This window comes from Micromonospora sp. MH33, assembly GCF_003013775.1.
GTDB lineage: Bacteria > Actinomycetota > Actinomycetes > Mycobacteriales > Micromonosporaceae > Micromonospora > Micromonospora fulviviridis.
In genome coordinates this window covers 1-17311 of the sequence record NZ_MUYZ01000021.1, presented here as the reverse complement: position 1 = coordinate 17311, position 17311 = coordinate 1, and the positions used below count along the sequence as shown (strand labels likewise).

The 17311-nt window shown below is 72.6% G+C and carries 12 protein-coding genes; 6 read left to right on the top strand and 6 right to left on the bottom strand.

Translation table 11 applies throughout. From position 1 onward, the window contains the following. Nucleotides 1-18: 18 nt before the first annotated feature. The 5 genes from B0E53_RS06090 to glgX all read right to left on the bottom strand — a co-directional run bounded on the left by B0E53_RS06090 (nucleotide 19) and on the right by glgX (nucleotide 7895). On the bottom strand, nucleotides 19-1254 hold the full coding sequence (locus B0E53_RS06090; protein WP_107075086.1) for an RNA polymerase sigma factor: 1236 nt from the start codon (nucleotides 1252-1254) through the stop codon (nucleotides 19-21). Further along, the gene (locus tag B0E53_RS06085; RefSeq protein ID WP_107075085.1) at nucleotides 1254-1583 is read right to left on the bottom strand and encodes a YciI family protein; all 330 of its coding nucleotides are present in this window, start codon (nucleotides 1581-1583) and stop codon (nucleotides 1254-1256) included. Before B0E53_RS06085 ends, B0E53_RS06090 begins: the two co-directional genes overlap by 1 nt. Nucleotides 1584-1704: 121 nt before the next feature. After that, on the bottom strand, nucleotides 1705-3438 hold the full coding sequence (gene treZ / locus B0E53_RS06080; RefSeq protein ID WP_107075084.1) for a malto-oligosyltrehalose trehalohydrolase: 1734 nt from the start codon (nucleotides 3436-3438) through the stop codon (nucleotides 1705-1707). Beyond that, entirely contained in the window at nucleotides 3435-5771 is a 2337-nt protein-coding gene (gene treY, locus B0E53_RS06075; protein ID WP_107075083.1) for a malto-oligosyltrehalose synthase, read from the bottom strand. The genes treZ and treY overlap by 4 nt, the downstream gene beginning before the upstream one ends. 3 nt (nucleotides 5772-5774) lie before the next feature. Continuing rightward, nucleotides 5775-7895: a glycogen debranching protein GlgX gene (gene glgX, locus B0E53_RS06070; RefSeq protein WP_107075082.1), complete on the bottom strand. Its 2121-nt coding sequence runs from the start codon at nucleotides 7893-7895 to the stop codon at nucleotides 5775-5777. Between the two features lie 320 nt (nucleotides 7896-8215). Here glgX and B0E53_RS06065 point away from each other — a divergent pair, with 320 nt between their 5' ends. Then, on the top strand, nucleotides 8216-9613 hold the full coding sequence (locus tag B0E53_RS06065; protein ID WP_107075081.1) for a glycosyltransferase family 4 protein: 1398 nt from the start codon (nucleotides 8216-8218) through the stop codon (nucleotides 9611-9613). Between the two features lie 56 nt (nucleotides 9614-9669). Here B0E53_RS06065 and B0E53_RS06060 read toward each other — a convergent pair whose 3' ends face one another. Continuing rightward, on the bottom strand, nucleotides 9670-11028 hold the full coding sequence (locus B0E53_RS06060) for a hypothetical protein (RefSeq protein ID WP_210405951.1): 1359 nt from the start codon (nucleotides 11026-11028) through the stop codon (nucleotides 9670-9672). A gap of 387 nt (nucleotides 11029-11415) precedes the next feature. Here B0E53_RS06060 and B0E53_RS06055 point away from each other — a divergent pair, with 387 nt between their 5' ends. Genes B0E53_RS06055 through B0E53_RS06035 form a run of 5 tightly spaced genes read left to right on the top strand, consistent with a single transcriptional unit; the run spans nucleotide 11416 to nucleotide 17192 of the window. Beyond that, a complete protein-coding gene (locus B0E53_RS06055; protein ID WP_107075080.1) occupies nucleotides 11416-12462 on the top strand; it encodes a LacI family DNA-binding transcriptional regulator in 1047 nt (348 codons plus the stop codon). A gap of 37 nt (nucleotides 12463-12499) precedes the next feature. Next, complete coding sequence (locus B0E53_RS06050; protein WP_107075079.1) at nucleotides 12500-14095, top strand: FAD-dependent oxidoreductase; 1596 nt, start codon at nucleotides 12500-12502, stop codon at nucleotides 14093-14095. 25 nt (nucleotides 14096-14120) lie between these two features. After that, nucleotides 14121-15404, top strand: coding sequence for a sugar ABC transporter substrate-binding protein (locus tag B0E53_RS06045; protein ID WP_107075078.1), 1284 nt, complete (start codon nucleotides 14121-14123; stop codon nucleotides 15402-15404). Between the two features lie 2 nt (nucleotides 15405-15406). After that, a complete protein-coding gene (locus tag B0E53_RS06040; RefSeq protein ID WP_107075077.1) occupies nucleotides 15407-16360 on the top strand; it encodes a sugar ABC transporter permease in 954 nt (317 codons plus the stop codon). Further along, entirely contained in the window at nucleotides 16350-17192 is an 843-nt protein-coding gene (locus B0E53_RS06035; RefSeq protein ID WP_107075076.1) for a carbohydrate ABC transporter permease, read from the top strand. Before B0E53_RS06040 ends, B0E53_RS06035 begins: the two co-directional genes overlap by 11 nt. Nucleotides 17193-17311 lie beyond the last annotated feature (119 nt).

Sequence of the window (17311 nt, the reverse complement as noted above, 5' to 3'; positions counted from 1 at the left end):
GGTCAGGCCGGTCCCGCGTCACGGCGACACGGTCGACGGGCCGGCCAGCTGGTCGCGGCGGCGGATGAGGTACGCCGTCTCGGCGGTGTTGCCGGCCAGGCCGACGGCCCGGTCGTACGCCGCCCGCGACTCCGCGCTCCGGCCCAGCCGGCGCAGCAGGGCGGCGCGGGTGGCGTGGAAGGCGTGGTAGCTGTCCAGCGGCAGACCGTCCACCTCCGCGAGGGCGACCTCCGGGCCGTCGAGCTCGGCGACCGCGATCGCCCGGTTGAGCCGCACGATCGGGGAGGGGTCGAGGCGGACCAGTTGGTCGTAGAGCGCGACGACCTGAGACCAGTCGGTGTCCCGCACGTCGCGGGCGTCGGTGTGGACGGCGTTGATCGCCGCGAGGATCTGGTAACGCCCGGGCGCCTGGCCGGAGGCGAGGCGCGCGCGGACCAGGGCGTGGCCCTCGGCGATCAGCTCGCGGTCCCAGGCGCCGCGGTCCTGCTCCGCCAGGGTCACGAGTTCACCGCTCGCCGACACCCGCGCCGCCCGGCGGGCCTCGGTCAGGAGCATCAGCGCCAGGAGGCCGGCAACCTCGCCGTCCGCCGGAATCAGGCCCCGGACCAGCCGGGTCAGCCGGATCGCCTCGGCGGTCAGGTCGCCGCGGACCGCCTCCGTCCCGGGGCCCGAGGCCAGGTAGCCCTCATTGAAGATCAGGTAGAGAACGGCGAGCACCCCGGTGAGCCGGGCCGGGAGGTCCTCACGCAACGGCACGCCGAAGGGGATCCTCGCTGCCTTGATCTTCGCCTTCGCGCGGGTGATCCGCCGCCCCATGGCGGTCTCCTGGACCAGGAACGCGTGGGCGATCTCGGGCACGGTGAGCCCGCCGACCATCCGGAGGGTCAGCGCGATGCGTACCTCCATGGCGAGAGCGGGGTGGCAGCAGGTGAAGACGAGGCGGAGCCGGTCGTCGTCGATGGCGCCGAGCGGCTCAGGGGTGTCGGACAGCATCAGCGCCTCCTTGTGCTTCTCCTCGCGCCTGGCCTCACGCCGGAGCCGGTCGATGGCCCTGCGGTGGGCGGTGGTGGTGAGCCACGCGCCGGGACTCGGCGGGATGCCCTCGACCGGCCAGCGCTCGACGGCGGTCGCGAACGCCTCGGCGGTCATCTCCTCGGCGATGTCGAGGTCGCCGAAGCGCCGGGCCAGGGTCGCGACCACCCGGGCCCACTCCTCGCGGTGGACCCGGGTGATCACCTCGTCGACGTCGGTCATCAACCCAGGAACGGCCGGAGCTCGACCCTCCGGTTGCAGTGCTTCGATCCCAGGGCGGCGAGCCGGAGCGCCACGTCGAGGTGGGGCGCCTCGATGATCCAGAAGCCGATGACGTGCTCCTTCGACTCCACGTAGGGCCCGTCGGTGAACACCGGATCCCCGTCCCGGCCGTCGACGACGGTGGCCGTGCCGGGCGACGCGAGGCCGCCAGCGAAGACCCAGTGGCCGTCGGCCCGGAGCCGCTCGTTGAAGACGTCGATCGCGGCCATCTCCGCCTCGGTGGCGAGGTCGGCCGTGTCGGTGAGCACGGACATCAGGTACTGCGCCATGGGGATCATCTCCTGTCGCCGGGTGGCCGCCCCGTCGGGCCGCCTGTCACCCCTGCTACGAACGCCGCCGCCCCGATCCGACACGCGCGCCGAGATTTCTCCGAGGATTGTCCTACGCTCCTCAGAGCGCGACGATCGCGGCCGACTCCGCCGGCAGTTCGACCCCGTCCCGCATGACGGTTACCCCTTCCGAGGTGGCGAGCAGCACCCGGCGCACCACACCGGGCAGGTTGATCCGCTGCGCCTTGCCGGCCAGGTTCGCCACCACCAGGCAGCCGCCCCGCCGCATCAGCAGGAACTGGTCGCCGTGACGTACCTCGACGTGGCTGAGCCGCGGGTCGGAGAGGTCGGGACGGTGCTTGCGCAGCGCGATGAGCCGCCGGTAGAAGTCGTACATCTCCCGGTGCTCGGGCTTGTCCAGCTCGGCCCAGTCGAGCCGGGACCGGACGAAGGTCTGCGGGTCCTGCGGGTCGGGCACGTCGCCCGGCGGCCAGCCGTGCGCGGCGAACTCCCGCCGGCGCCCGGTCGCCACGGCGGTGGCCAGCTCCGGCTCGGGGTGGCTGGTGAAGAACTGCCAGGGGGTGCTGGCGGCCCATTCCTCCCCCATGAACAGCATGGGGGTGAAGGGCGCGGTCATCAGCAGGGTGGCGCCGACGCGCAGCAGCCCGGCGGAGAGCGTGGCGGAGATCCGGTCGCCGGTGGCCCGGTTGCCGATCTGGTCGTGGTTCTGCAGGTACGCCACGAACCGGTGCCCCGGCGTGCGCTGCCGGTCGACCGGCCGGCCGTGGCTGCGGTTGCGGAAGCTGGACCAGGTGCCGGCGTGGAAGAACGCGCCGGTCAGCACGTCGGTGAGGCATTCGAGGGAGCCGAAGTCGCCGTAGTAGCCCTGCCGTTCCCCGGTGAGCAGGGTGTGCAGCGCGTGGTGCGCGTCGTCGTTCCACTGGGCGTGCAGCCCGTACCCGCCGGCCTCCCGCGGGGTGATCAGCTTCGGGTCGTTGAGGTCGCTCTCGGCGATCAGCGACAGCGGCCGGCCCAGGTGGGTGGAGAGCGTCTCCACCTCGGCCGCGACCTCCTCCAGGAGGTGGGTGGCCCGGGAGTCGGGCATGGCGTGCACGGCGTCCAGCCGCAACCCGTCGACGTGGTAGTCGCGCAGCCACATGAGCACGCTGTCGACGATGTAGCGGCGCACCCCGTCGGAGTGCGGCCCGTCCAGGTTGACGGTGCGGCCCCAGGTGTTGCTCTGCTCGGTCAGGTACGGCGCGAAGCGCGGCGCGTAGGCCCCGGAGGGCCCGAAATGGTTGTAGACGACGTCGAGGATCACCCCCAGCCCTCTGGCGTGCGCCGCGTCGACGAAGCGTTTGAGCCCGTCCGGCCCGCCGTACGGCTCGTGCGGCGCGTACCAGCAGACCCCGTCGTAGCCCCAGTTGTGCTCGCCGTTGAAGGCGTTGACCGGGAGCAGCTCGATCAGGTCGACGCCGAGGTCGACCAGGTGGTCGAGGCGGCCGATCGCCGCGTCGAAGGTGCCCTCCGGGGTGAAGGTGCCGATGTGCAGCTCGTAGAGGACGCTGCCGGGCAGCTGCCGCCCGGTCCAGCCCTGGTCGGTCCAGCCGAACGCGGCGTGGTCGTAGCGCCGGCTCGGCCCGTGCACGCCCTGCGGCTGCCAGGCCGACCGCGGGTCGGGCAGCGCCCGCTCGTCGTCGTCGAGGAGGAACGCGTAGTCGGTGCCCGGTCCGGCGCCGGGCACCTCGACCCGCCACCAGCCCTCCGGCGCGGGACGCATGTCGTGGTCGGCGACGCCGGGCAGGCGCAGCCGGACCCGGGCGGCTTCGGGCGCCCACACCGTGAACTCGGTCATGCGGCTGCCTCCACGGAGTCGGTGGGAGCGAGGAGGGCGACGGGATAGGTGCTCAGCAGATCGTGCATCAGCAGCTCAGACCCACTGTAGACCCGACCGGTGAACAGGTCCGTAACACTGTTGCCGGAAATCGCCAGCGTCGTGTCGCCCCAGCCGCCGGCACGGGCCAGCCGCAGCGGCAGCCGGGTGGCCACCGCGATCGCGCCGCCCCGGTCGAAGGCCACCGCGTGCGCGCCGGCCGGGCCGTGCGCGGGCACCGGCCGGTAGCCGGTGAACAGCTCCGGGTGGTCCCGCCGCAGCCGCAGGGTGCGGGAGACCACGAGCAGCTTGGCCGCACCGTCGGCGGCCACCGCGGGCCGCCAGCCGGTGTCGAGCCGGGCCAGCAGTTCCCGGCGTACGGCGAAGTCGACCGGGCGGCGGTTGTCCGGATCGACCAGCGAGTTCTCCCACAGCTCGGTGCCCTGGTAGGTGTCCGGCACGCCCGGCATGGCGAGCTGGACCAGCTTCTGCCCGAGCGAGTTGGACCGGCCGGCCGGGGTGATCTCGTCGGCGAACGCGGTGAGCTGGGCGTGCAGCTCCGGGTCGTCGTACATCCGGTCGACCAGGGCGTGCAACTCGTGCTCGAACGCCGGGTCGGGGTCGGCCCAGCTGGTCGACACCGACGCCTCCCGGGCGGCCTTCTCCGCGTACGCGTGCAGCCGCTCCCGCTCGATCGGCCAGGCTCCGACGGCGGTCTGCCAGAGCAGGTGGGCCAGCGCCGGGTCGGCCAGCGGCGCCCGGGACATCCAGTCGGCCACCCGCTCGGCCCAGCGTCCGGGCAGCTCGGACAGGACCGCGAGCCGGGCCCGGACGTCCTCGCCGCGCTTGGTGTCGTGGGTGGAGAGCGAGGTCATGCTGGCCGGCCAGCGCACCTGCCGGGCGGCGGCGAAGCGGTGGAACTCGGCCGGCGGCACGCCGAAGTGGGCCGGGCTGCCGCCCACCTCGTTGAGCGCGACGAACCGGCTCCACCGGTAGTAGGCGGTGTCCTCCACCCCCTTGGCCATCACCGCGCCGGAGAGCTGCGGGAAGCGGGCGGCCAGCTCATGGTGCGGGTCGCGGAGCCGGGCGGTGACCGCGTCCAGCACGGCGGTCAGGTCGGGGCGGCGGCGGCCGGCCTCGGCGCGGGCGGCGGCCAGGTGCCGGGCGCCCTCCGGCGGGTAGCCGCGGTAGACCGGGAAGCAGGCGGCCAGCTCGGCGAGGGCCGCCCGGACCTGCTCGGCGGGCAGTTCGGGGACGAGCGCGGCGAGCCGGCTCAGCTCGGCGGCGAGCAGCCGGGTGGCCGCCGCCAGCTTGGTGTCGTGGGTGAGGTCCGCCCAGGAGGTGTGCCGGCCGGTGAGCCGGCCGTCCAGCGCGGTGAAGTCCGCCTCGGCCTCCGGGTCGACGAAGAGCCCGCCGGCCGCGGGCAGGGCGTCGTAGCCGGTGGTGCCGTCGACCGGCCAGTCCGGCAGCTCCTCGCCGTACTCCAGGATCTTCTCCACCACCAGCCAGGCACCGGGCGCGGCGGCGCGCAGCCGGGCCAGGTAGCCGGCGGGGTCGCGGAGCCCGTCCGGGTGGTCGACCCGGATGCCGTCGAGGTCGCCGGCGGCGGCCCAGCGCAGGATCTCCGCGTGGGTGGCGCGGAAGACCTCCGGGTCCTCCACCCGGAGTCCGGCCAGGTCGGAGACGGCGAAGAACCGGCGGTACGTCAGCTCGGTGTCGCCACGCCGCCAGTTGACCAGCTCGTAGTGCTGCCGGTCGTGCACCTCGCGCGGGGCACCGTCCCCGGTGCCGTCGGCGATCGGGAAGCGGTGCTCGTGGTAGCGCAGCTCGCCGTCGACCACCTTTAGGTCGTCCAGGGCATCGGAGGTGTCGGCGAGGACCGGCAGCAGCAGCCGGCCGCGGTCCCAGTCGATGTCGAACCAGTCCGCGTACGCCGAGGCCCGGCCCCGGCGCAGCACGTCCCACCAGGCCGGGTTGGCCGCCGGCCGGGCCACCCCGGCGTGGTTGGGCACGATGTCCACGACCAGGCCGAGCCCGGTCGCGCGCAGCGCCCGGACCAGCCGCTGCCGGCCGCCCTCGCCGCCGAGTTCCGGGTTGACCGCGCGGTGGTCGACCACGTCGTAGCCGTGCTGGGAGCCGGGGGTGGCGGTGAGCAGGGGCGCGCTGTAGAGGTGGGTGACGCCCAGGTCGGCCAGGTAGCCGGCGAGGCCGGCGGTGGCGTCGAGGTCGAAGCCGGGGCGGACCTGGACACGGTAGGTCGACCCCACCCGCGTCGTCGTCGCCGTCGTGTCGTGGGGGTGGGGGGTGTCGGGCATGGGTCAGGCCGTCCTCTCCAGGACCAGCAGCGAGCGGTCGGGGACGCAGACGCTCCCGCCCGCCTCGACCACCGGGGTCTTCTCCGGATCCGGGTCCGCGGTGCTGATGACCAGCTCCCACCGCTGCCCGAACTCGGCCGGCGGCAGGGTGAAGTCCAGCGGCGCGTCGTGCGCGTTGAACAGCAGCAGGAAGGAGTCGTCCCGGTGGCGCTGGCCGTACTGGCCGCGTTCCGGGATGCCCTCGCCGTTGACGAACAGGGCCACCGAGCGGCCGAAGTCGTTGCCCCAGTCCTCGCCGGTCATCTCCCGGCCGTCCGGGGTGTACCAGGCCAGGTCGGGCAGGGCGGTGCCGGCGGCCCGGCCGCCGACCGGCAGCCCGGTGAAGAAGCGGCGCCGCTGGAACACCCGGTGCCGCATCCGGAACTCGGTGAGTCGCTGGACGAACGCGACCATTTCCTCGTCGGCCCGCTCCCAGTCGACCCAGGCCAGCTCGCTGTCCTGGCAGTAGGCGTTGTTGTTGCCGCGCTGGGTGCGGCCCAGCTCGTCGCCGTGGCCGAGCATCGGCACGCCCTGGGAGAGGATCAGGGTGGCCAGGAAGTTGCGCCGCTGGCGGGCGCGCAGGGCCAGCACGCCCGGGTCGTCGGTCTCCCCCTCGACGCCGCAGTTCCAGGAGCGGTTGTGGCTCTCCCCGTCCCGGTTCTCCTCGCCGTTGGCCTCGTTGTGCTTGTCGTTGTAGGAGACCAGGTCGTTGAGGGTGAACCCGTCGTGGCAGGTGACGAAGTTGATGCTGTGGAACGGGCGGCGCCCGTCGTCCTGGTAGAGGTCGGCGGAGCCGGAGATCCGGGAGGCGAACTCGGCCAGCGTGGCCGGCTCGCCGCGCCAGAAGTCCCGCACGGTGTCCCGGTACTTGCCGTTCCACTCGGTCCACTGGGGCGGGAAGTTGCCGACCTGGTAGCCGCCGGGGCCGACGTCCCACGGCTCGGCGATCAGCTTGACCCGGCCGACCACCGGGTCCTGCTGCACCACCTCGAAGAAGGTGGAGAGGCGGTCCACCTCGTAGAACTCCCGGGCCAGGGTGGCCGCCAGGTCGAAGCGGAAGCCGTCGACGTGCATCTCGGTGACCCAGTAGCGCAGCGAATCCATGATCAGCTGGAGCGAGTGCGGGCTGCGCACGTTGAGGCTGTTGCCGGTGCCGGTGTAGTCGACGAAGTAGCGGCGATCCTCCTGCGAGAGCCGGTAGTAGCTCGGGGTGTCGATGCCCTTGAAGCTCAGCGACGGCCCGAGGTGGTTGCCCTCGGCGGTGTGGTTGTAGACCACGTCGAGGATGACCTCGATGCCGGCGGCGTGCAGCGCCTTGACCATGCCGCGGAACTCCTGCACCTGCTGGCCGAGCCGGCCCAGCGCCGAGTAGCCGTGGTGCGGGGCGAAGAAGCCGATGGTGTTGTAGCCCCAGTAGTTGCGCAGCCCCAGGTCGGCCAGGCGGTGGTCGTGCACGAACTCGTGCACCGGCATCAGCTCGACCGCGGTCACCCCGAGCCGCTTGAAGTAGTCGATCATCACGGGTGAGGCGATCGCCGCGTACGTGCCGCGCAGCTCCTCCGGGATGTCCGGGTGGCGCATGGTCAGCCCGCGCACGTGCGCCTCGTAGATCACGGAATGGTGGTAGGGCGTGCGCGGCGGCCGGTCGTTGCCCCAGTCGAAGTACGGGTTCACCACGACCGACTTCGGCATGAACGGCGCCGAGTCGGAGTCGTTGCGCCGGTCCGGGTCGCCGCCCACCTCGTAGTCGTAGACGGCCGGGTCCCAGCTGACCTCCCCGTCGACGGCCTTGGCGTACGGGTCCAGGAGCAGCTTGTGCGGGTTGCACCGGAGCCCGTTGGCCGGGTCCCACGGCCCGTGCACCCGGTAGCCGTAGCGCTGGCCGGGTTCGATGCCCGGCAGGTAGGCGTGCCAGACGTACGCGTCGACCTCGCGCAGCTCGACCCGGAGCTCGGCGCCGGTGTCCCACTCGTCGAACAGGCAGAGCTCGATCTTGTCCGCCACCTCGGAGAAGATCGCGAAGTTGGTGCCCATCCCGTCGTAGGTGGCGCCGAGGGGGTAGCTCTCGCCCGGCCAGACCTGCATGTCGCTCCTTCGCCATGATCATGAGCGCACCGGACGGGCGGGCCGCCGGTGCGCACGCCGCTAATGCCCCGCCCCACGCTCCGCCAATCCACCCGTTCGGACCGTAACCGAAATCCACCCACCTGAGGCCGGCTGGACCTTCGGGTGTCATCCGTCACGATCGCCCTTTTCGGGATGCGGGTTCGCGCCGGATGGCTTTTCCTGGATCCCGGACGCGCGTGCCCGCGCGCGGTCCCGCCCGGCCGTTCGGCCGTCCCCACCACGCGCCCCACGCCGCCAGTGACGGCGGCGCGTACCAGCACGCTTGGACGGAGATCGATGTGACCACCCTGCGGGTCGGCGCGCAGCCCGCCACCGCGACGGACCGGACCCACCGGCCCACCCTCACCTCCCGCCCGACCATCCCACCGCAGCCCGGCGTGCCGCCCCGGGCGCGGCGCATCCTCATGCTGTCGTGGGAGTACCCGCCGGTGCTCGTCGGTGGCCTCGGTCGCCACGTGCACGCGCTCTCCGTCGCCCTCGCCGCCGCCGGCCACGAGGTCACCGTCGTCACCCGGCACGCCGAGGGCGCGCCGCTGGAGGAGTACGCCGACGGCGTGCGGATCGTCCGCGCCGCCGAGGATCCGGTCACCTTCCCGCTGGCCACCGGCTCGCTGCTGGCCTGGACCATGGCGTTCAACCACACCCTCACCCGGGCCGCCCTGCGCGCCGCCGAGTCCGGCGCGTACGACGTCATCCACGCCCACGACTGGCTGGTGGCGCACACCGCGATGACGCTGCGCGAGCACCTGGACGTCCCGCTGGTCAGCACCATCCACGCCACCGAGGCGGGCCGGCACCAGGGCTGGCTGCCTGAGGAGATGAACCGCACCATCCACGGCGTCGAGCACTGGCTGGCCACCGAGTCCGGCCGGGTGATCGTCTGCTCCGGCTACATGCGCGACGAGGTGGGCGCGCTGTTCGGGGTGGACCCGGCCCGCGTCGACGTGGTCCCCAACGGGGTGGAGCCGCACCGCTGGCGGGTGCCCGGCTCGGCGGTCGCCGCCGCCCGGGCCCGGTTCGCCGGGGACGGCCCGCTGGTCACCTTCGCGGGCCGGCTGGTCTACGAGAAGGGTGTGCAGCACCTGCTGGCCGGGCTGCCCCGGCTGCGCGACCGGCACCCCGGGCTGCGCGCGGTGATCGTCGGCGACGGGCCCTACCGGGCGACCCTGGAGGCCGAGGTGCACCGGCTCGGGCTGGGCGCCACCGTGAGCATGCCGGGCTTCCTGGGCGGCACCGAGCTGCCCGCCGTGATGGCCGCCTCCGACTGCTTCGCGGTGCCGAGCATCTACGAGCCGTTCGGGATGGTGGCCCTGGAGGGGGCCGCCGCCGGCGCGCCGCTCGCGGTGTCCCGCACCGGCGGGCTGGCCGAGATCGTCGAGCCGGGCGTCACCGGGTTGACCTTCGCCCCGCAGGACCCGGACGGGCTCTCCGAGGCGGTGCACGCGCTGCTCGCCGACCGGGACACCGCCCGGCTGCTCGCCCGGCGCGCCCGCGCCATGGTCCACGAGCGGTACGGCTGGTCAGCCATCGCGTCCCGCACCGCCGCCGCGTACGCCGCCGCCATCGCCCAGGACGCCGCGTTCACCGCGGAGCGGGCCGAGCAGCGGATGGCCCTCGGCCGGTCCCGGCCCGTCCTGCCCGAGGGCAACCTGCTCGCGGCCGCCGGCCTGCGCTGAGTCCGGACCACGACGGCCGCCGACCCCCGCGTGGGGGGCGGCGGCCGTCGTCACGGTCAGCCCGCTCGCTGGTCGTGCGGCACGGTGACGGTCACCGTGCAGCCGACCGGCCGGCCGATCTCGTCGTGGCCCGCGTACCGCAGGGTGTAGACGCGGTCCCCGCCGTCGCCGGGCCGTTCCGCGCGGAGCCGGCCGGTGGTGCCCGGCGCGCCGGCGACGAAGCCCTCGATGTCGGCGCCGTCGCCGCCGGTCACCTCGGCCAGGGTCAGGGCGTGCGGCCCGAGCACCCCGTCGGGCAGGTCCACCGACACGGCGATGTCCACCATCCGGTGGTCGGGCGGCCACAGCACCGGCCGGTCCACCGCGCAGTCCAGCGGGCGGGTGGGCACCGGCTCGGGCAGGGTGGCCACGGCGTGCCCGATCGTCGCGGTCAGCCGGCCCCCGGCCTCGTAGTACATGTGCGCGGTCCGGCCGTCGAAGTAGAAGGTCGGGGCGGCCGAGCGGCCCAGGTCCGGCGCCACGTCGAGCGAGTCGTGCACGGTCCCGAGGTGCACCTCCCGGTCGAAGTCCTCGCCGACGTCCACGGCGTGCATGTTGCCGTCGGTGGCGTGGAAGATCACCAGGTTGCGTCCCTGCCAGCGGAGGAAGAACGGTCCGGAGGCGTTCGGGCCCTCATTGCCCTGCGGGGTGACGATCGGGTCGGGCTGGATGGTCCAGGTGCGCGCGTCCGGCGAGACCGCCCAGCGGATCCGCCGGGAGACCGGGCCGGTCGGGCCGGGCGCCGCGGCCGTGGGGTTGTCCATGAACAGCATCAGGTACCGGCTGCCCAGGCGGGGCACCGACTGCTCGAACACCCGGGCGTACGAAGTCTCGCCGCCGGTGGTGGCGTCCCGGCTGACCGCCGTGCCGCCGTAGTCGAAGTGGATGCCGTCGGTGGAGGTGGCGTACCGGGTGATCGAGTTCTCGCCGTGGAAGTAGAGGAAGAGCTTCCGCTCCCCCTCGACCCAGATCGCGTGCGGCGACGAGATGTGGCTGACCGCGGAGTAGTACGGCGGCCAGTTGTTGCTGACCAGCGGGTTGGCCCGGTACTCGGTCCACGGGCCGTCGATCGAGTCGGCGTACGCCAGGGCGATGCCGCCGGGCCGCTCGTGCGGGGCGTAGTAGAGGTAGTACGTGCCGAGCGGGTGTGCGAAGTAGTCGGCGGCCCGGATCACGCTGGGGAAGATGAACTCGTTCGTCGGGTTGTAGGCGAGGGCGCTCTTGTCGAACGCCGTACCGGCGTAGCTGAAGTGCGGGAACTCGAACGTCGGCTCGGCGGCGGCGGGTGCGGCGCCGCCGAGCGCGGCGACGAGCAGGCCCGCGCCGGCCGCGGCCACGGCGGCGCGGCGGCGGGACGAACCGGGTGCAGTCGGCATGTCGGCCTTCCTGTCCTTGACGGCGGTGGGGGTGTCCACGGTGGAGCGACGCCGACCGTAGGCACGCACGGTGACGGTCGGCGGAGGAGCGGCGCGATGATCGTCGACGCGGGGGCGCCGATCGACCCTGATAATACGTATTAGCCTTAATTCCTTTCGGATGCTGCCCTCCCCGGGCGGCAGCTGTCAAGACCGCCCTCCGCGCATCCGGTCGCCGCGCACGGCGGCCTTGCCGACTTCCCGCTGGTCATCGCTAATCCGCATTAGTTCAGGGAGTTCATCCCCCGGAAATGTTCCGGCCAGGTCTTGACACCGCACTCCCCGGACCGCGAGGCTTCCTCCCGACGCCGTTCGTTAATACGCATTAACCCGACCGGGAAGGCCCCCGTGACCTCGACCCCCAAGCGCCTCACACAGCGTGACATCGCGCGGCTGGCCGGTGTCAGCCAGGCGACCGTCTCCCTGGTGCTCAACAAGCGGGCCGACGCGGACGTGCGCATCGCGCCCGGGACCCGCGACCGGGTGCTGCGGGTGATCGCGGAGACCGGCTACGCCGCCGACCCGGTGGCCCGCCGCCTGGCCGCTCGGTTCAACCGGATCATCGGCGTCTTCACCTACGAACCGGCCTTCCCGAGCGGCAGCCGCGACTTCTTCCACCCGTTCCTGGTCGGCATCGAGGAGTACGCCGAACGTGCCGGCTGCGACCTGCTGCTGTTCACCAGCGCGCCGGTGGTCGACGGCCGGCGGCGGATCTTCCACCAGGACAACCGGCTCCGGCTGGCGGACGGCTGCATCCTGCTCGGTCGCGAGATCGACGCCGCGGAACTGCACCGGCTCAACCGCGACGGCTACCCGTACGTGGCGGTCGGGCGCCGCGACGACGCGGGCGGCCCGGTCCCCTACGTCGGTGCCGACTACGCCAGCGCCGTCGGGGAGGCGGTCGAGCGGGCCCTCGCCCACGGCCACCGCCGGCTGGCCTACCTGGGGTTGGGCTCGACCGCGGAGTCCTCCGAGGACCGCCGCCGGGGCTTCGTCCAACACGCGGCGGACGCGGAGAGCGCCCGGCAGCTCAGCGCGGCCGGACGCGAGGTCGAGGGGATCCTCGACGAACTGCTCGACGACCGGGCCACCGCCGTCTTCGCCGAGGACTACGCCACCGCGGTCGCGCTGGACCTGGCCGCCCGGCGGCGCGGGCTGAGCGTGCCCGGCGACCTGTCGGTGCTCACCCTCGGCGACCCCACCACGCCGGTGCCCACCGAGATCACCTTCAGCGGCTTCCACATCCCCCGCGAGGAGATGGGCCGGCAGGCGGTCGAGGTGCTGGCCGGCGTGATCGACGGCAGCGCCACCGGCCTGCCGCAGCGACTTCTCCCCTGCGAACCCGTCGAGGGCGAGACCCTCGGCACCCCCGATCCGGCGGTCGAGCGCCGCTGAGCGGCGACCGCCAACTGGAAGGAAGCAAGTGGCACAGATGCGTGCGGACGTCCTCGTTGTGGGCGGCGGGCTCGGCGGCGTCGCGGCGGCACTCGCCGCCGCCCGCGCGGGCCGGTCCGTCGTCCTGACCGAGGAGTTCGACTGGCTGGGCGGGCAGCTCACCAGCCAGGCGGTACCGCCGGACGAGCACTCGTGGATCGAGCAGTTCGGCGCCACCGCCAGCTACCGGGCGCTGCGCACCGGGATTCGCGACTACTACCGCCGGCACTACCCGCTGACCGAGCGCTCCCGCCGCTGGACGGACCTCAACCCGGGCGCCGGCTGGGTGAGCCGCCTCTGCCACGAGCCGCGGGTGGCCGTCGCGGTGATCGAGGAGATGCTGGCGCCGTACCGGGGCGCCGGGTTGCTGACCGTGCTCCAGCCGTACCGGCCGGTGGCGGTGGCGACCGACGGCGACCGGGTCGTCGGGGTCACCGTGGCGCACCGCGACGGCGACCAGCGGATCGAGATCACCGCGCCGTACACGCTGGACGCCACCGAGACCGGTGAGCTGCTGCCGCTGTCCGGCACCGAGTACGTGACCGGGTTCGAGTCGCGGGAGGAGACCGGCGAGCCGAGCGCGCCCGCCGAGGCCCAGCCGATGAACATGCAGGCCGTCTCCGTCTGCTTCGCCATCGACCACGTCGACGGCGACCACACCATCGACCGCCCGGCCGGGTACGACTTCTGGCGCGACTACAAGCCCGACTTCTGGGGCGACCGGATGCTGTCCTGGCGCTCGCCGCACCCGCGGACGCTGGAGATCGTCGAGCGCAGCTTCACCCCGAACCCCGACGACGACCCGCTGGCCGTCAACGCCGACCAGCGGGTCAACCCCGGCGACGGCAACCTCTGGACGTTCCGGCGCATCGCCGCCCGGCGCAACTTCGTCGACGGCGCGTACGGCAGCGACATCACGCTGGTCAACTGGCCGATGATCGACTACTTCGAGGCACCGGTCATCGACGTGCCGAACGCCTCCTGGCACCTGGCCAAGGCGCGGGAGCTGTCGTACTCGGTGCTGTACTGGCTGCAGACCGAGGCGCCCCGGCCGGACGGCGGCACCGGCTTCCCCGGGCTGCGGCTGCGCGGCGACGTGACCGGCAGCGCCGACGGCCTGGCCCAGGCCCCGTACATCCGCGAGTCCCGCCGGATCCGGGCCGAGTACACCGTCGTCGAGCAGGACCTGTCCCTGGCCGTCCGGGGCGACCACGGCGCCGTCAGCTACCCGGACGCGGTGGGCGTGGGCATGTACCGGATCGACCTGCACCCGTCGACCGGCGGCGACAACTACATCGACGTCGGCTCCTGCCCGTTCGAGATCCCGCTCGGCGCGCTGATCCCGCGGCGGATGGAGAACCTGCTGCCGGCGGGCAAGAACATCGGCACCACCCACGTCACCAACGGCAGCTACCGGCTGCACCCGGTCGAGTGGAACGTCGGCGAGGTCGCCGGCCTGCTCGCCGACTTCTGTCTGGCGCGGGGCGAGTCCCCGCGCGCGGTCCGCAACACCCCCCGTCTGCTGGCCGACTTCCAGGACCGCCTCACCGCGGCCGGCGTGGAACAGCGCTGGCCGCGGATCGCGGGCTACTGAACACACCCCCGATGAGGAGAAGATTGTGAGATCAGGAAAGGCCCTGCGCGGCGTCGCCGTTGCGCTGGCCGGCGCGCTCGCCCTGACCGCCTGCGGCGGCGGTGGCGAGGCCGCCGACAGCGGTCCGGCAAAGCTGCGGATGACCGTCTGGTCGGCCAACGAGGCCCACCTCAAGCTGTTCAACGAGATCGCCGACGAGTACCGCAAGAACCACCCGGACGTGGCGGAGATCAAGTTCGACCCGCTGCCGTTCGACACCTACACCACCACGCTGACCACCCAGATCGCCGGCGGCAACGCCCCCGACCTGGCGTGGATCTTCGAGAACTCGGCGCCCGACTTCGTGGCCTCCGGGGCGCTGCTGCCGCTCGACGAGACGCTCAAGAAGGCCGAGGGCTACCAGTACGACGACCTCTCCCCCGCCACGCTCAAGCTCTGGCAGGACGGCGGCAAGCTCTACGCGTACCCCTTCTCGACCTCGCCGTTCGGGGTGTTCGTCAACACCGACCTGGTCAAGAAGGCCGGGCAGAAGACCCCGGCCGAGCTGATCGCGGCCGGGCAGTGGACCTGGGACAACGCCCTGGCCACCGCCGCCGCGACGGCCGGGAAGTCCGGCAAGGCCGGGCTGGTCATCCGGGACTTCGACTACAAGGGTTGGGACAACCTGTCCACCTTCTGGACCGGCTGGGGCGCCCAGGCGTGGTCCGAGGACGGGAAGTCCTGCGGGTTCGGCTCGCCGGAGATGGTCGACGCCATGACCACCCTCCACAAGGCGATCTTCACCGGCAAGGCGCTGCCCGGCCCGGGCACCACGGCCGACTTCTTCGCCGGCGACGCGGCCATGACCATCACCCAGATCTCCCGGGCCTCGCTGCTCAAGGAGGGCGGCTTCGGGTGGGACCTGGTGCCGCTGCCGGCCGGACCGAAGGGCGACTACGCGGTGGTCGGCCAGGCCGGCCTCGGGGTGCTGAAGAAGAGCCCGCACGCCAAGCAGGCGGCCGACTTCCTGACCTTCCTCACCAACCCCACGAACTCGGCGAAGCTCGCCCAGTTCTTCCCGCCGCCCCGACAGTCGCAGCTGACCGCCGAGACGCTCGCCAAGACGAACCCGAAGCTCAAGCCGGAGCAGCTGCAGAAGGTCGTCATCGACGGCATCACCAACGGTGTGGTCAAGCCCAACCACGCCGGGCAGGCCGAGCTGAGCCAGCAGGTCCGCGCCGGCCTGGACCCGCTGTGGCAGCCGAACGCGGACGTCAAGGCCGTGCTCGACGGCGTCTGCGCCAAGATCCAGCCGCTGCTGGCGAAGTGACCATGTCCCGGACGGACACCCGGGTGGGGCGGGTCGCGCAGACCCGCCCCGCCCCGGGCCGGACCCGGCGCCCCTGGTGGACCACCCGGCGCCGGGACCAGCTCACCGGATACCTCTTCGTCGCCCCGCAACTGCTCGGCAGCGCGGTCTTCGTGATCCTGCCGCTGATCCTGGTGATCTGGTACAGCCTGCACGAGTGGAACGTGCTCGCCGGCACGTTCGACTACGTCGGCGCGGACAACTACACCGCGCTCGCCGACGATCCCAACCTGGGGCCGGTGCTGCGGGCCACCGGGGTCTTCTCGGTCGGGCTGGTGGTGGGCAACCTCGCGCTGGCGTTGCTGCTCGCCGTGCTGCTCAACCAGAAACTGCGCGGGACGATCCTGTTCCGCACCCTGTTCTTCTCCCCCGTGGTGGTCTCCCTGGTGGCCTGGACCATCGTCTGGGGCTTCCTGCTCCAGGACAACGGCGGGATCAACGGCCTGCTCGACACGCTCGGCGTGGACGGGCCGAACTGGCTGCGCGGCGAGGGCACCGCGATGGTGTCCGTGATCGTCGTGCAGGTGTTCAAGAACGTCGGCCTCAACATGGTGCTGTTCCTGGCCGCGCTCCAGGGCGTGCCCGCCGAGCTGTACGAGGCCGCCGAGGTCGACGGGGCCGGCCGGCTGCGCCAGTTCTGGCGGATCACCGTGCCGCTGATCAGCCCCACGATCCTGCTCACCTCGATCATCACGGTGGTCGGCTCGTTGCAGGTCTTCGCGCAGATCGCGGTGCTCACCCAGGGCGGGCCCGGCACCTCCACCACCGTGCTCGTCTACTACCTCTACCAGCAGGCGTTCCAGTTCCATCACTTCGGCTACGGCGCCACCCTGTCGATCGTGCTGTTCGCGATCGTCCTGGCGCTCACCGTGCTGCAGTGGCAGATGCGCAGGAGGTGGGTCTTCCATGAGTCGTGACCTGTCGCCCCGGGCCAAGCTGGTGCTCTACGGGGTGCTGCTGGTGCTCGCCGTCCCGTTCGTCTTCCCGACCTGGTGGATGGTCACCTCGTCGCTGAAGCCGGTGGCGGACATCTTCGCCTTCCCGCCGCAGCTCTGGCCGAGCAACCCGCGGCTGGAGGCGTACCACCGGGTGTTCGAGCTGCAGCCGTTCGGCCGGCAGTACCTGAACAGCCTCTACATCGCCCTGGTGGTCACGGTCGGCACGCTCGCCGTGTCCGCGCTGGCCGGGTACGCGTTCGCCCGGATCCGGTTCCGCGGGCAGAACGTGCTGTTCCTGGTGGTCCTCGCCGGCCTGCTCATCCCGAGCGAGGTGACGATCGTGCCGCTGTTCCAGATGTTCTTCAAGCTCGGCCTGATCGACACCCACTGGCCGCTGCTCCTGGTGCCGATCTTCGGCGCGCCGAGCGTGCTGGCCACCTTCATCATGCGGCAGTTCTTCATCGCGCTCCCCGGCGAGCTGGAGGAGGCGGCCCGCGTCGACGGGCTGGGCCGGTTCGCCACCTTCTGGAAGATCGCCCTGCCGCTGTCCCGGCCCGCCCTGGGCGCGGTGGCCATCTTCACCTTCCTGCACAGCTGGAACCTCTACCTGGAGCCGATCGTGTTCCTCTCCTCCCCGGAGAAGTTCACCCTGCCGCAGGCGCTCACCCAGTTCGTCGACGCGTACGGCGGGCCGATGTGGGACGTGCAGCTCGCCGCCGCCTCGATGACCGCCCTGCCGGTGCTGGTGGTCTTCGTCGTCGCCCAGAAGCAGTTCGTCGAGGGCCTCGCACACACCGGCCTGAAGGGATGACCGCCCCCGGCCCGTGGGTCGGCGTCGACATCGGCGGGACGAAGACCCTCGCCGCGCTGGTCGGCCCGGACGGCCGGGTGCGGGGCCGCCGGCGTGCCGGCACCCCGGCCGCCGCCGGC